Source organism: Streptomyces sp. NPDC001157 (assembly GCF_053598255.1).
The window spans coordinates 20634-34082 of the sequence record NZ_JBSFJW010000017.1 but is presented as its reverse complement, the minus strand read 5'-3'; the positions used below and the strand labels follow the sequence as shown (position 1 = coordinate 34082).

The following is a 13449-nucleotide window of genomic DNA, read 5'->3' as shown; positions in this document are numbered from 1 at the left end:
TCAGGCGGTGCCGACGGCAATGGCTGCGAGGAGCAGCGCCATCAGCGAGAGAGCCACGCGCAGCACCCGTGCCACGGGCACCTTGACCAGGATCCTGCCGATCGTGCGCCCGGCCAGCAACGCACCCGCACCGAAGACGATCATCAGCGCCGCGACACCCTGGCTTCCCATCCCGGTCGCCCGCTCGACGATCGGCGCAAGATACGTGTAGGTGCAGTACGCGGTGAGGAAGACCCCGAAGGTGGTCAGCAGACTCCACCGGACGGCCGGGTCGCGCAGCAGTTCGGCCCGGCCGGTGCCCACGGGAGCCACCGGCACCGTCGGCAGCAAAGCCGCCAGCATCAACGCAGTGACCAGCGCCAGGACCGTGACGAACAGGAACGTACCCCGCCAGCCGAACAGTCCGCCGATCAAGGTGCCGAGCGGCGCGCCCAGAGTGAGCGCCAGCGCGTTGCCGCTGGCGGTTACCGCGATCGCGTTGGGCATGTCGTGCGGACGGCACAGCGCCGCCGCGGCGGCGGCCGGCGCGGCCAGCAGGGCCGCGCTCGCCGCGGCCAGCACGCGCGCCGCGGCGAGCACGACATAGTCGAGTGCGCACGCCGCGAGGGCGTTGCTGAGCGCGAAAACCAGCATGGCCCCGATCAGCACCGACTTCGGCGGCACTCTGCGGAAAGCGCCGATCAGCGGCGGCCCGCCCAGGGCGTAGACCAGCGCGAAGACCGTGACCAGTTGCCCGCACACCGACACGGACACATGCATGGAGTGCGCGACCTCCGGCAGCACGCCGGCGATGACATACCCCTCAGTGCCGACGGTGAAAGTGGCCAGGGCCAGCACGTATACCCGGGGGTTCATGCCGGTTCCGGCGCGGTGGGAACCGCTGCGGCAAGGCGCCGGCGCGCGAGGTCGTCGGCGGCCTGCGCGGTCGTGATCTTCGTGCGCGCGGCCGTTTCGAACAGGCCGGTCAGCGTGTGGGCGATGGACTCGATGCGCTTGACCGCTTCCTCCGGTTCGTCGCCCAGGACTTCGCGAGAGACCGCGTTGACCACACCGCCGGCGTTGGCGATGTAGTCGGGGGCCCAGAGGATCTCGCGCTCCCGCAACAGCTCCGCCACGCCGGGATCGGCCAGTTGGTTGTTGGCCGCGCCCGCCACCGCGCCGCAGCGCAGCCGTGCCACCAGATCCCGGGTCAGCAGGCCGCCGAGCGCGGAGGGGACGAGCACGTCCACCTCGGCGGTGGCCGCCGCGTCGGGTGCGGCGAACACCGCGCCCAGTTCCGCGCCGAGGGAGCGCTTCGCCGGGTCGACGTCGCTCAGGATCAGGCCGGCTCCGGCGGCCGCCAACTGCCGGGCTATCTGCTCCCCGACGTGTCCGAGACCGATCACCGCGAATCTCCTGCCTTCCAAGTCCGGCGAGCCGAACAGCTCCAGGCAGGTCGAGCGCAGCGCGGCGACGACGCCCCGGGCCGTGAACGGCGAGGGGTCACCACTTCCGCCGGCGGCCTGCGGCCGGCAGAACACGTGCTCGGTCCGTTCGCCGATGACCGCCATGTCATCCGGTCCGGTCCCCGCGTCGGGACCGGTCACGTACGCGCCGCCGAACTCCACCACGATGTCGCCGACATCGTGCAGCGCCGCGCGGCGCTCGTCCGCGGTGAGGCTCCGCCCGGTGGGAAGGACCACGACCGTCTTCCCGCCGCCGTTCGGCAGTCCGGCGGCAGCGCACTTACGGGTCATGCCCTCGGACAGGCGCAGCGCGTCGCGCAGGCCGTCCTCCCAGCTGTCGTACGCCCACATCCGGCAGCCGCCGACCGCACGGCCGAGAGCAGTGGAGTGCACTGCGACGACGATCGGCCGGCGGCTTCGCCGCCCGCGTCGCACCACGACCGATTCATGACTGAACTCCATCGGAGTCTCCACGCGTCCTCCCGTGCACCCAGGTGTTTTCGACCCATCGCTGGGGACCAGGCCCCGGCGGCGTCCCCTGTCCAGCCTGCTGACGACCGGTCCGCGGGACCAGAACCGAATCCGAGAACTTCCCCGCACCGTTTTTGCGAAGTCCACAAAAGTGCAGCGTGCGCGTTCTTGATCTCCTATCGTCGAGGCGTGGTCGCAGCGCCGCTGCAACGCAATCGCGAGAGGGAGCACGACGAAATCCACATATCGGGAGGGGCCATGGTGGAGCCCGTGACCGAAGGGACCGGGGCGCGGGGCGACACCGCCGCGGCGTGGCAGCCCGTCGTCGAACTCTGCGCATCACTCGCCGCAGAACTGCCCACGGTGATCCCGAGGATCGTCGACCGCATACGGCTCGAGATCCCGAGCTATCAGATCGTGGACCGCGAGCAGCAGGAACGCGACGTCACCCGTCACTACCAGGGACTGCTGACCGGCGTGGCCGCACGCCGCTCGCCCACCCGCGAAGAGGTCGAGGCCGCACATGCTCTCGGAGTCGAACGCGCCGCCACCGGCCTGCCGCTGCATGCCCTCATCGAGGCCTACCACGTCGGCTACCGCGAGATGTGGAACGTGCTGCTCGCGCGTGCTCAGTCGCACGACACCCGGGCCGGCGCCCAACTCCTTTCGATCGTCGGGATGGTCTGGACGTGGGTGCAGGCTTCCAGCAGCGCGGCCGCCGAGGCGTACGGCGTTGCCGTCCGCGCTGCCGATGCCACGCTCCTGAGGCTGACCCACCAGTTCCTCGACGGACTTGCCACCGCCGCGCCCGCCGGCGTCGACCTCGAACAACTGGCTGCCGCCCTCACCTTCGACCCTGCCGGCGGGTTCCAGGCGCTGTGCTCACCGGCCGAGGCCTGGACCGACGAGCGCATGATGGATCTGCGGCACCGCCGGTGGCCGGGCACGCTGCGCTGCGCGACCCGCGGCAACCTCATGATCGCCCTGGTCCAGGACATCTCGCCGCAGGCCGTGGTCGAAGCGGCCCAGCGGCAGAACCCTGACGCGAGCTTCGGCATCGGCCTGCCGCGGACCGGGCTCCCCGGCGCCGCGATGAGCATGGCGGACGCGAGAGCGGCGCTGCCCCTGACGGATCCGGGACAGGTGAAATCCTTCGCAGACCACTGGCTGCTCGCCACCTTGGCGCCCACGGCGCAACGCTTCGCGGTGCTGCTCGAACCGCGCCGAGAGGCCGCGCAACAACACCCCGACCTGGCAGAGACCGTGCTCAGTTTCGCCGAGCACGGCTTCTCGCTCACCGCGACAGCCCGCGTCCTGCACGTGCATCCGAACACTGTGAAGTACCGCCTTCAGCGCTGGCAGCAACTCACCGACTGGGACGTACGCACCTGGCACGGACTGTCGTCCACCATGATCGCGCTCGGCCTGCCGACACTCTGAAACTCTCATCCGGCCAGGGCCGCAACTCGGTGACATTGCCCTTGCCGGAAACCTCGTCCGCGCAAGTCACGCGGCATGTTTCGTACTCGTGGAGGATCCGCCGAGGCGGTCGCGTCGTCGTATGCCGAGGTGGGCGACGGCGTCCGGGTCGGTGGTCGGTGTGGGGAGCGGTTGCAGCGGGCGGGTGTTGGTGATGCCCTGATGCGGCCTATGGGAGTTGTAGAAATCCTCGTCACGCCGTAGCACTTCTCTGTTCCCGTTGACGCAGGTGGGATGGGGACGCGCTCGGTCCGGTAGATCGCCACCAGCGGATGGAGCTGGAAGTTTCAGGTCAGCACACGGGAGGTGGCAGCCCTCGTGGTGGGTGACCCTGAGCTGTGGTGATGAGCTGAGTCCCGTAGCACCGGCGCTTGTTTCAGGTGTGCCAGCCGTGCTTTGCGACTTGGACAAAGCCGCGTACCAGTGGGCTGCTTGCTGCCCGTGGCCAGGCCACGACGAGATCACTGGGCGGGCGATCAGCCAGCGGGACGACAACCAGACCGGCGGGCAGCGGCTGATCGATGGGAGCGAGAGCCGATGTGCCGTTCCACAGGACCCCTTGCAGGCACTCCTGGATCGTTCGCATGACCGGCGACGCGTCGTTGTCTCCGTTGCCGGTCCAGTACGCCGTCCACACCGGATCGGCGCCCTCCGGCAGCCGGACCCACCGGCGGTCGGCGAGGTCTCCCGACGAGACCGAGGCGTAACCGGCGAACGGGTCATCGTCACGCATGACTACACCGACAGGTACCGAGCGCAGGACGTGCATGCTGATGCCGGTGTCGTCGAAGGGAGTTCGGGTGATGGCCACGTCTACCAGCCCTGCGCGGAGTCCGGCTGTGGGGTCGCCGAGGTCGGATTCGTGGATGCTGACGTGGACGTGTGGATAGCGGGCCCGGAAGAGCGGGACCAGTCGGCCGCCGACCTGTTCGGCCGCGTCCGCCAGTGTCCCGACGGCGAGGGGTGCCGTCCCCGCTGCGGCGGCCACTCGCCTGCGGATCCGATCGGCTCGCCCCAGCAACGCCCCCGTTTCGTCGTACAGGACCTTGCCAGCGGGCGTGACGGTGACGCCCTTGGGCGTGCGTTCGAACAGGAGGGCGCCGAGTTCGTCCTCAAGCTGCCGGATCGCGCGGCTCAGTGGCGGCTGCGTCATGTGCAGGCGGTTCGCGGCCCGGCCGATGTGGCCCTCCTCGGCGACGGCGACGAAATACCGGAGCGAGCGAAGGTCCACCTCAAACACGATACCCGTGCGGTATCGGGCGTTCCCAACGGGTCTTGGACAGCAGACAGACCGACGGCCAACGATGGAAGCAGCAGAGCCGACGAGGAGGAGTATTCATGGCCACCACCCCTGCCCTCACGGTCGGATGCTTCCCGTACGACACCACGCGGGCCCTGCTCGACGGAACCGTAAGCACCGACTGCATCGACGTCACAATGAAGACCGGAGCCACCCTGCCGGAACTCTTCGACCGGCTGATCCGCGGAAACGAGTTCGACGTCGCCGAGCTCGGTCTCACGTTCTACCTTCGGTTGCTGGAGACAGGACTGCCGTACGTAGCGTTGCCGATCTTCCCGAACCGCGTGTTCCGCCACTCGTGCATCTTCGTCAACATCCACAGCGGCATCAGGGAACCGAGCGATCTCGCCGGCAGGACCATCGGCGAGTTCGGCGTCTACGGGCAGGACTCCGGTGTGTGGGCCAAAGGGATCCTGATGGACGAGTACGGATTCAAACCCGAGGAGAGCCTATGGGTGATCGGCGGCCTCGAACACCCCTCGCCCCCCTTCGACTTCATCCCGCATCCGCACCCGGCCGAAGTCGACGTGCGCGTCGCACCCGAGGGAAAGACTCTGAGCGCGATGCTCGACGCAGGTGAGATCGACGCGCTGTTCTCGGCGAACGTCCCCCAGTGCATGCTCGACGGATCGGCAAACGTCACCCGGCTGTTTCCCGACTTCGAGCCACTGGAACGCGACTACTACCGGCGAACCAAGATCTTCCCGATAATGCACACCATCGTCATCCGGCGGGAACTGCTAGAGGACCATCCCGGACTCGCACACGGCGTCTTCCGTGCCTTTTCCCAGGCGAAGAACGCCGCTGCCGCACGCTACCGCCAAAACCGCAGGCTCTATCAGGTCCAGACCATGATTCCGTGGATGAACGCCCTGGTGGATCGCAACGATGAAGAGTTCCCCGAGGACTGGTGGCCCTACGGCATTGCGGCCAACCGCGCCGCCCTCGACACCTGCCTGCGCTATCACCACCAGCAGGGCCTGACCAGCCGGCAATGGCGGATCGAAGACGTCTTCGCCGCCGAATCGCTCGACACCTGACCGCCCGCCTTCACGAGCAGCGATCTTCACAGAGTGGGGCCGATTCCAGCCGCCACGGTGGTTCCAAATGACCGCCGTCACAGCCAGCCTGAACGAATGCCGGGAGATCGGCCCGTGGGCAGGTTCTCGTGCTTCTTCGAGGTCAAGGACGTGTTCCGCCGCAAGGTGCGGTGGGTGACCCCGGAGGAGGTCGCGCGGATGATCGGCCGGATGAGGCCGCAGCCCTCAGAGTGACCGAGGGTCAGCCGCCTCGGCCTACGGCATCGGTAGGGCGGTGCAGGTCGGGTCTTCGAGGCACTTCCGAGCCTCCTGCTGGTTTTCCTTGTTCCGTTTCTGCGAGCCGTTGAACTGGGCGCTTGTCTGGTCGTCGGCGGAGAGTCCGTCGCACGCTGCCGGGATCTTGGAGGCCGTCAAACCGAGTGAAGTCGCTCTCGTCGGGTGCGTCCTGTCGCTGGTGTGGCACTTGCTTCCCATGGAGTGGATGCGTAGTTCGGCCCGGAGCGTCCGGTGGCGGGTGGGGGTCGGCGTACGAGCGGTGCGGCGGGCGGGGGCCGGCCCGGGGCCCGAGCGGGATGTGGTGGTGCAGGCGGGCAAGGCGGCGCTGGCCGCCTGGGCGGCGTGGGCGGTCGTGGGATGGTGGCTCCAGGCGCCGATGGCCTTCGTGGCGCCGTGGGTCGCCGTGGTGCTGGTGGAGTCGACGGTGTACAGGTCGGTGGCGCACGGGCTGCAGCAACTCGCGTCGATCGCGGTGGGTACGACGGTCGCAACCCTGGTGGCGCTACTGGTGGACAACACGATGGTCACGATGGCCCTCGTCCTCCCGGCGGTGTTGCTTCTGGGGCAGTGGCAGCGCCTGGGGAGCCAGGGCATCTACGCGGCGACCGGTGCGCTCTTCGTGCTGACCGGCGGCGAGGTCACCGTCGTCTCGGGGGCCGCCCGCATCGCGGAGGCGGTCTTCGGCGCGGTGGTCGGAGTGGTGATCAACGCGCTGATCCGGCCTCCGGTGTACTTGCGCGACGCCCGCGCGGCGTTGGAGGACGCGGCCCGTGAGGCGCAGGAGCTCCTGGACGCGGTGGCCGACGGTCTGGCCACCGGGGGGTGGGACGGCCGCGCGGCCGGGGAATGGCACGAGCGCGCACTGCGTCTGGGCCGCCTGGTCGACCGGGCTGGTTCGGCGATCCGCTGGAGTCGAGAAAGCATGCGCGGCAATCCACGCGGCCGCCACGAGCGGTCCCCTTCCGCGCCCGGCCGGGCGTACGCCGATGCTCTGGCTGTCCTCGACTACGTCGCTGTCCACACGGCGGGCATGACCCGGACCGTACGGGAGATCGCCGGGGGGAGTGCGGTCCCGCCGACCGCCAGACTCACCCGCGCCTACGCGGACTTCCTGCGTCATGCGGCGGACGCCGTCCGGCTGTACGGTCAGTCCCGGTTCGCCCCGAGCCGTCGAGACGACTGCTGCGCGAGGCGGCTGCGCGAGGCAGTCGGGGAACTCCACCGCGCGCTCGACGAGTTCCGTCGGCGGCTGCCGGAAGCCGTGCCCGACGACCCCGACGCGCTGGTGACCTACGGAACGCTGCTGGGCCAGGCGCATCGCCTTGCCGATCAACTCGCCCAGGACTGAGCTGTCGCCCGCAGTACGGTGAAGGTCGCTTTCTGCGCTGCACCTGTGACCACGTCGTCGTGATCGACGGTGGCAGGCTCCTGCGCTCCAGCTCCACCACGGACTTCACGCAGACCACGACCACCCTCGCGATCGAGGTCACCGACGGCGACGAGCACCCGGACGGCACGCACGCGGTGCGTGAGACGCTGCACGCGCGCGGGGTGGGGCAGGAATCGAGCTGCCCACGGCTACCGCCCGTGAAGCTGATAACGCAGCGACCGCCGGCCGTCGCGCAGTGGGTCGCCGGTGCGGGGGTGGTCAGCGTTGCGGCTGCCCGTCAAGGCTGGCGGCCGGCTGCATGCTGCGGGTGACCAGTGCGTAGGTGGTCTCGGTGAGACGGACGTGGCCGTGGGCCGGCCTAAGCGTTGAGCAGTCGGGCGGCCTCGGAGAGGGGCACCCCGGCGTACTCGGCGATCATGCCCTTGGCGATCTCCAGGGTGGTCTTCGCCGCGATGACGCTTTGCACGCGCGTGATGACGTCGTCACCGCGGGTCGGCTCGGTCGACCCGTGCATCAGGACCGGTGTGGCGGAGTCGGCGAGGGCCTGCGCGAGGTGCAGGTCGTCCTCGGGCAGGTGTCCGGTGAGTCGGCGTAGCAGGGTGAGGGCGCTCAGCGTGCGGTCGTGGAGCCGCACCACTGGTGTGCGCACAGCGCCGGTCAGCCAGCCCCGCCCCGAGGCCTGGCCTACGCCGGGCAACTCCCGGCGCGGGGTGGACACCGAGCAGCTCAAGGCTCGGATCACCACTCTCGAACAGCGAATCGTCGACCCGGAGCTCACACTCCAGGACCAAGGCGACGAGCTCGCCGCAACCCGGGCGGCCGACCGTGAGCTCGTGGCCCCGCTCAACCCGCCCCCCGGGCTGAGCAGAGCCCGGGCCGGTCGCTCAATGGCCGGCGGCGGTGCGCTGTGTGCGGATCAGCGGGCGATCGAGATCGCGAAGGGCGCGAATCCGCTGGACCGAATCACGTGCGGGACGAACAGTATCGCGGCCTCCGTGGCGCGGGCGGTCTGGATCCCGCCGAGATCGGTGATCCACTCCTTGCGCCAGCCGAGGTTGATGAGCAGTTCACGCACGGTCTGCTTGGCCTGCGGGTCCTCGCCCGAGAGGTAGGCGTCGGGCGCCTGGGTGAGCGTGGCCGGCGCAGTCATCACCGGGAAGAGCATGGTGTTGAGTGTCTTGACGACGCGCGTTTCGGGGAGCGCTTCCTGGAGTTGCTCGGCGAGGCTTGAGCCGGGGTAGATCAGGTCGGCGGGCAGTCCGTCCGGTCCGTCGACGGTGGCGTTGGAGACGTCGACGAGGATCTTGTCGCGCAGTTCCTCGCGCAGGGCGACGAGCCGGTCCAGCGAGCCGGCTCCCGGGGTGGCGTTGATGACGATCTGGGCTGTCCGGGCAGCATCGGCGGCGGCGCCCGGTGCGCGGCCCGCCACGGTCACCTCATGCCCTGCCCGGGTGAGGGCTGTGGCCAGACTGCCGCCGACGCGGCCGTTTCCGAGAACTGCGATCGTGGTCATGATGATGGTCCTTCCGTGTGTGCAGGTTGTGGTGCCCCGTCAGCGCGAGAGCGTGGATACGGCCTCGTCGTGGACGCCGGGCGTGGCGGCCAGGAAGCTCTCGCTCTGCGGGGTCCAGGGGCGGCCCTCGGCGTCGGTGATCTGTCCACCGGCCTCGGTGACGAGCAGCGCCCCGGGAAGCAGGTCCGCGCGGGCGCCGGCGAACTGCCAGAAGGCGTCGATCCGGCCGGCGGCCACGTTCACCAGGTGAAGGGTCGCGGGCACGGAAGTGCGGACGACGAGCGCGTCGAAGAGCATCGCGGTGATCGAGGAGCCGACGCGCCGTACGACCTTCTCGTCCTCGTCCGGCCGGGCCTGACTGGTGGCCACGATGCTCAGGCCGAGGTCCGCAGTGGGGGAGACGTGCAGCGGCCGGCCGTCGAGGTGGGCGCCCGCGCCGGCGAGCGCGGTGTAGGTCTCGCCGGTCAACGGCAGGTGGACCGCGGTGAGCACCGGCTGGTTCTCACGCACGAGGGTGGCGGTCACCGCCCACTCCGGCAGGGCGTGCAGGTGGTTGACGTTGCCTTCGGCCGGATCCACGACCCACCATTCGCCGGGCGGCAGCGCCCCGCCGTCCAGCTCGTCCTCCACCCAGCCGGCGTCAGGGCGCAGGCGCGTGAGGCGGGGGCGCAGGATGTCGAGGGCCGTGTCGTCGTTGTCGGCGAGCGCACGCATCAGCTCGTCGCGGCTCTGGTAGCGGACCACCTCGCCGAAGCGCTCGCGCAGTGCCGAACCGGCGGCGCGCACGGCGATCGCGGTCTGGCCGAGCAGGTCGGCGTCGGAGGCGGCGACGTCAATGGTCTCAAGCATTTCGGACATGGCGAACTCCCTTTTGAGAAACGGGTGGTGGGGCCGTTCGGGCCGAACTGAGCGGTCTGTTCAGCGCTCTGGTCTCGAAGGTATAGAGCCCATTGATTAACTTCAAATGCATGTAAAGCACGGCTAGGATTACTCACATGCAATTGGATTTGAACCTGCTGGCCGCGCTCGACGCGCTGCTGGAGGAGGGCAGTGTGGCCGGGGCGGCCGCACGCATGCATGTCACCGCTCCCGCGATGAGCCGGAGCCTGGGCCGAATCCGGCACACGACCGGGGACCAGATCCTGGTGCGTACCGGCCGCACGATGACCCCGACGCCGTACGCGATCGCCGTCCGGGAACAGGTGCACCAGCTGCTGCACCAGGTCCACGGGGTGCTGGCACCGAGCCGTGAACTCGATCTGGCGATGTTGGAGCGCACCTTCACACTTCGCTGGCACGATTCCCTGGTCGCCTTGAGTGGTCCCACACTGCTCTCGGCCGTGCGTGAAGAGGCGCCGGGCGTGCGATTGCGCTTCGTCGCCGAATCGAGCATCGACACCCCCGAGTTGCGGCGCGGCGAGGTGGACCTTGAGGCGAACGCCAACCGCCCGAGCGCACCGGACATCCATGCCGAGAACGTGGGCGAGACCCGCCTCGTCATCGTCGTGAGGCAGGGCCACCCTCTCACCCGCGTCAGGACTGTCACCGCAAACCAGTACGCCGCCGCTGAGCACGTCACCGTCTCGCGACGTGGAAACCTCAGCAATGTCCTCGACGACGCTCTCGCGCGGCTCGGCCTCACCCGCCGGGTGGTGGCGACCGCGCCCACGGAAGCGGCCGCGCTGGAGTTCGCGCGCGGCTCCGATCTCGTGATCAGCGTCCCCGAGGCCACCACACGGTCAGCGGCCGCCGACCTCGGCCTGGTCGTGCTTCCCCTCCCTCTCGAACTGCCGTCGGCACCGATATACCTGTCATGGCATCAGCGCTACGACACCGACCGCGCCCACGCCTGGCTGCGCGGGCTGGCGCGAACCGCGCTGGCCGTGCGCGGAGCGTCGGCGTAGTCGGCGCCGTCCGGCCGCTTCACCTCTTCAATATCAGCAGTGGCTTGTCCGTGCGGGTGCTGGCCGTGGGGCGGCCAGACCGACGCCTGCGGCTCACTATCGCGGATCTGGGGCCCTGCTCACTCGGTCGGCTCCTGGCGACTAGCAGGTTGAGCAAGCCGGCGGGGGCATTGTCGCCGAAGATGAGCCGGCGGTTCCTGTCGGATTCGGCGGCGAGCGGGCGAACCGGGTGCTGCGGGAAAAAGCGCCTGCTCGTACTCCGCCAGGGCGGCTTCGATGTCGTTGGGATGGGCGGCGATGGCTTTGCCGAGTTCGGAGCCGTCGAACATGGCGAGGTTGGCGCTCTCCCCGGCGAACGGTGACATGAGGTGGGCGGCGTCGCCCAGCAGCGTCCCTCCGGGAACGCGGTCCACCGGTGGCCGATCGGCAGGGCGCTGATCGGGCGCGGGGCAAGGGGAGTTCTTTCATGCCGCCCATCCGGACCTTCTTCCGGTCGATATTTCGGACTTTGTTCGGTATCGCTGTGCTTGGACGGTGGGCAGCCAACGACGAGCCGTCAACGGTCTGCGAGGGCACTTTGGGGCGAGCCTCCGGTGATGTGATTTCTCGCGCCCCGGTTGCTCCGATATCCGTTGGTCCCTATGGGTTTCGACGGTCAGTTCATTCCAACCTGGCGGCGCAGTCAGTCCGTTGGGCGGCTCTGCAACGTGATGAAGTTGCATGCCAGATCTGTGGGGTGCGCCGATCGATGCGACCCCCGCGCCGCTCTCTCTGGGGGCCTTGCCCGGTGAGCCGGGGAGGGGCACGTTGCAGTGCCTGCGGCCTTGACGTCGAGGCGCACCGGAGCTGTGTGGGGGATCCTCGCGCCATCGCTTTTGCCCCGCGTCTCGTCGGCAGGTGGGGAGTGGCCCAGGTCAGTCGCCCGGTGGGAGTCGGGGCGATGCCTTTCCGTCTGGCGGCTGGTCTGGATATCCGACGGAATCGTCCATCATCCGGGAGTGTTCGAAGTCTGGTGCAGTACAGACGGCCGTGGCACCGGTGGCGGCCGAGATTTCAGGCGTGCGATCAGTGCCGCGCCCGCCGCTGCGGGTAACCGTGTCGTGGGTCTGACGCGTCCCGAACGGGAGTTGCCGGCCGTGCGCGACGACCTGGGTGAGGGCTCTATGTCTCTCACCGCCGATGCCACCGATGAGATGCTCGCCGAGCACGTCATCCGTGACCATGCCCCTTCGTTGCTGGTCCTCAACGCCGGCGCCGCCCCGCACATGGCGCCCGTGCACGAGCAGACCCATGCGCGTGGCGTCTGGGACGCCATTCGCGCTCAGTTGCCTGGCGAGTCGCCGACGGAGCCGGTGGAGGGGGCGTTCGCAGTGGCGACGATGGCCTGCAGTGCGGCTACGTGGCCTTGGAAGGCGGCTCGACCGTCGGTGGTCAGGCGGGCGCGTACGCGGCGTCTGACGGAGCGGTCGACGGTGACGTAGTCGGCCTGCTCCAGCGTCGACAGCTGTTTGGACAGTGCGGAGTCGGACAGGCCGAGTTGGTCGCGGATGTAGCCGAAGTCGGCCCAGTCGGCGGCCGCAAGCAGGGATACGATGGACAGCCGGGTGCTGGGATGGATCAGCTCGTCGAACCGCGGCGTGGTCATGATGCCGCGCCGGTCCGTACGGCGCGGCTGCGTGCCGCGGCCAGCAGCAGCGGCCCGCCCAGCACGAGCATGACCGCGGCCAGGACGGCCGCCCCGGTGACCGGGTGACGCGCGTCGTCGGCGTTCAGGATGAGCGCTGCGGCGATGGTGACGCCGACCAGGGCGACCAGACTGCCCAGCACCCAGACCGCCAGCCAAGGGCCGGCGATCTCAGCACGCACGCTCATCTGGCTGTTGCGGTGCCGTCCGTTGACCACCCGGGGCGCGATCGAGGAGTGCGCGGCCCCGAAGGCGAGGGTGACCAGGGTGGTCACCAGCGGATGATGCAGGTCGGCGATCACGCCGAGCCCGAGCCAGCCTGTGGCCAGGCCCGCCCAGTACCAGCGCGGCACGTCGATCTCGTCGATCACCCTGCGGCGGGATCGCTCCACGGTGTCCAGCGCGGCTCGTGCCTGCTCAGGTGTCAGCTCGTCCATGACGCCTCACTTTCCTGCCTGGAAAGTCCAGTGTTGGCTTTCCTTCCTGGAAAGTCAATGCTGTCGGCCGAGAGGCCAGGGATCGGGAGACCAGGGATGGGGTTCACGCGGTCCGACGACGCGTACGACCTGGCAGCCGGCGTCCGGAACGCCTTCCTCGATGAGTTCGTCTCCGGCGAGGAACTCCACGAGGCCAGCGGCGACTTCGGGGCGAGGGCCTCTACGGCATCGAGGGGCCGGTGGCGACCCTGCTCGACTGGCTCATCCGGCGTCATCCCCTCACCGCCCACCACCTCATCGGCGAGATCGTCGGTGGCGCTGAGCGCGCATGGCATTCCACCTGACCCGCAGGCCGAGGTCTGCCTCAGTTCATCGGTGCGCCAGCGCATGCACGGCGCGTTGGAGAGAAGTACAGACGAAAGTCCGTAATGCCGAGAGCAGTCAGGAGCATCTCGACCTGCTGACTCGCTGGGTGCTCAGGGCCGCCCACGCCGCGCGCCGGGAACTGCG

13 protein-coding genes and 2 pseudogenes are annotated in these 13449 nt (G+C 69.2%); 5 read left to right on the top strand and 10 right to left on the bottom strand.

Annotation, left to right across the window (positions count from 1 at the left end; translation table 11 throughout):
• Both ACWDAG_RS26800 and ACWDAG_RS26795 read right to left on the bottom strand, forming a co-directional pair.
• On the bottom strand, positions 1-855 hold the full coding sequence (locus tag ACWDAG_RS26800; RefSeq protein WP_450698115.1) for an MFS transporter: 855 nt from the start codon (positions 853-855) through the stop codon (positions 1-3).
• The gene (locus ACWDAG_RS26795; protein ID WP_450698114.1) at positions 852-1838 is read right to left on the bottom strand and encodes a Glu/Leu/Phe/Val dehydrogenase dimerization domain-containing protein; all 987 of its coding nucleotides are present in this window, start codon (positions 1836-1838) and stop codon (positions 852-854) included. Before ACWDAG_RS26795 ends, ACWDAG_RS26800 begins: the two co-directional genes overlap by 4 nt.
• A gap of 348 nt (positions 1839-2186) precedes the next feature.
• On the opposite strand from ACWDAG_RS26795, the gene ACWDAG_RS26790 reads away from it, so the two are divergent.
• Positions 2187-3356: a PucR family transcriptional regulator gene (locus tag ACWDAG_RS26790; RefSeq protein WP_450698113.1), complete on the top strand. Its 1170-nt coding sequence runs from the start codon at positions 2187-2189 to the stop codon at positions 3354-3356.
• A 415-nt stretch (positions 3357-3771) separates the two neighbouring features.
• Here the strand turns inward: ACWDAG_RS26790 and ACWDAG_RS26785 are convergent, their stop codons facing one another.
• A complete protein-coding gene (locus ACWDAG_RS26785) occupies positions 3772-4626 on the bottom strand; it encodes a LysR family transcriptional regulator (RefSeq protein WP_450698112.1) in 855 nt (284 codons plus the stop codon).
• Between the two features lie 107 nt (positions 4627-4733).
• On the opposite strand from ACWDAG_RS26785, the gene ACWDAG_RS26780 reads away from it, so the two are divergent.
• The 3 genes and pseudogenes from ACWDAG_RS26780 to ACWDAG_RS26770 form a co-directional block, all read left to right on the top strand.
• Positions 4734-5735, top strand: coding sequence for a 4,5-dihydroxyphthalate decarboxylase (locus ACWDAG_RS26780; protein ID WP_450698111.1), 1002 nt, complete (start codon positions 4734-4736; stop codon positions 5733-5735).
• Positions 5736-6207: 472 nt separating this feature from the next.
• Positions 6208-7359, top strand: a complete 1152-nt coding sequence (locus ACWDAG_RS26775) for an aromatic acid exporter family protein (RefSeq protein WP_450698110.1) — start codon at positions 6208-6210, stop codon at positions 7357-7359.
• Between the two features lie 32 nt (positions 7360-7391).
• Positions 7392-7595 (top strand): annotated as a pseudogene (locus ACWDAG_RS26770) (ABC transporter ATP-binding protein); the annotation flags it as partial.
• A gap of 164 nt (positions 7596-7759) precedes the next feature.
• Here ACWDAG_RS26770 and ACWDAG_RS26765 read toward each other — a convergent pair.
• From ACWDAG_RS26765 to ACWDAG_RS26755, 3 genes are all read right to left on the bottom strand, one after another.
• Positions 7760-8119, bottom strand: coding sequence for a hypothetical protein (locus ACWDAG_RS26765; RefSeq protein ID WP_450698109.1), 360 nt, complete (start codon positions 8117-8119; stop codon positions 7760-7762).
• A 198-nt stretch (positions 8120-8317) separates the two neighbouring features.
• Positions 8318-8914, bottom strand: a complete 597-nt coding sequence (locus ACWDAG_RS26760; protein ID WP_450698108.1) for an NADPH-dependent F420 reductase — start codon at positions 8912-8914, stop codon at positions 8318-8320.
• Positions 8915-8953: 39 nt separating this feature from the next.
• Positions 8954-9772 (bottom strand): inositol monophosphatase family protein, encoded by an 819-nt coding sequence (locus ACWDAG_RS26755; RefSeq protein ID WP_450698107.1) that lies wholly within the window; start codon positions 9770-9772, stop codon positions 8954-8956.
• 137 nt (positions 9773-9909) lie between these two features.
• Here ACWDAG_RS26755 and ACWDAG_RS26750 point away from each other — a divergent pair, with 137 nt between their 5' ends.
• On the top strand, positions 9910-10818 hold the full coding sequence (locus ACWDAG_RS26750) for a LysR family transcriptional regulator (protein WP_450698106.1): 909 nt from the start codon (positions 9910-9912) through the stop codon (positions 10816-10818).
• 215 nt (positions 10819-11033) lie between these two features.
• Here the strand turns inward: ACWDAG_RS26750 and ACWDAG_RS26745 are convergent.
• The 4 genes and pseudogenes from ACWDAG_RS26745 to ACWDAG_RS26730 form a co-directional block, all read right to left on the bottom strand.
• Positions 11034-11275, bottom strand: a pseudogene (locus ACWDAG_RS26745) (FAD-dependent oxidoreductase); the annotation flags it as partial.
• 457 nt (positions 11276-11732) lie between these two features.
• Entirely contained in the window at positions 11733-12110 is a 378-nt protein-coding gene (locus tag ACWDAG_RS26740; protein ID WP_450698105.1) for a hypothetical protein, read from the bottom strand.
• 29 nt (positions 12111-12139) lie between these two features.
• Positions 12140-12463 (bottom strand): transcriptional regulator, encoded by a 324-nt coding sequence (locus tag ACWDAG_RS26735; RefSeq protein WP_450698104.1) that lies wholly within the window; start codon positions 12461-12463, stop codon positions 12140-12142.
• A complete protein-coding gene (locus ACWDAG_RS26730) occupies positions 12460-12939 on the bottom strand; it encodes a hypothetical protein (protein ID WP_450698103.1) in 480 nt (159 codons plus the stop codon). Before ACWDAG_RS26730 ends, ACWDAG_RS26735 begins: the two co-directional genes overlap by 4 nt.
• Between the last annotated feature and the right edge of the window lie 510 nt (positions 12940-13449).

What these genes read in the sequence shown, in the direction of transcription:
- ACWDAG_RS26800 (WP_450698115.1), bottom strand. Translation starts at nt 855, where the DNA reads ATGAACCCCCGGGTATACGTGCTGGCCCTGGCCACTTTCACCGTCGGC.
- ACWDAG_RS26780 (WP_450698111.1), top strand. Translation starts at nt 4,734, where the DNA reads ATGGCCACCACCCCTGCCCTCACGGTCGGATGCTTCCCGTACGACACC.
- ACWDAG_RS26775 (WP_450698110.1), top strand. Translation starts at nt 6,208, where the DNA reads ATGGAGTGGATGCGTAGTTCGGCCCGGAGCGTCCGGTGGCGGGTGGGG.
- ACWDAG_RS26760 (WP_450698108.1), bottom strand. Translation starts at nt 8,914, where the DNA reads ATGACCACGATCGCAGTTCTCGGAAACGGCCGCGTCGGCGGCAGTCTG.
- ACWDAG_RS26755 (WP_450698107.1), bottom strand. Translation starts at nt 9,772, where the DNA reads ATGTCCGAAATGCTTGAGACCATTGACGTCGCCGCCTCCGACGCCGAC.
- ACWDAG_RS26750 (WP_450698106.1), top strand. Translation starts at nt 9,910, where the DNA reads ATGCAATTGGATTTGAACCTGCTGGCCGCGCTCGACGCGCTGCTGGAG.
- ACWDAG_RS26740 (WP_450698105.1), bottom strand. Translation starts at nt 12,110, where the DNA reads ATGGGTCTGCTCGTGCACGGGCGCCATGTGCGGGGCGGCGCCGGCGTT.
- ACWDAG_RS26735 (WP_450698104.1), bottom strand. Translation starts at nt 12,463, where the DNA reads ATGACCACGCCGCGGTTCGACGAGCTGATCCATCCCAGCACCCGGCTG.
- ACWDAG_RS26730 (WP_450698103.1), bottom strand. Translation starts at nt 12,939, where the DNA reads ATGGACGAGCTGACACCTGAGCAGGCACGAGCCGCGCTGGACACCGTG.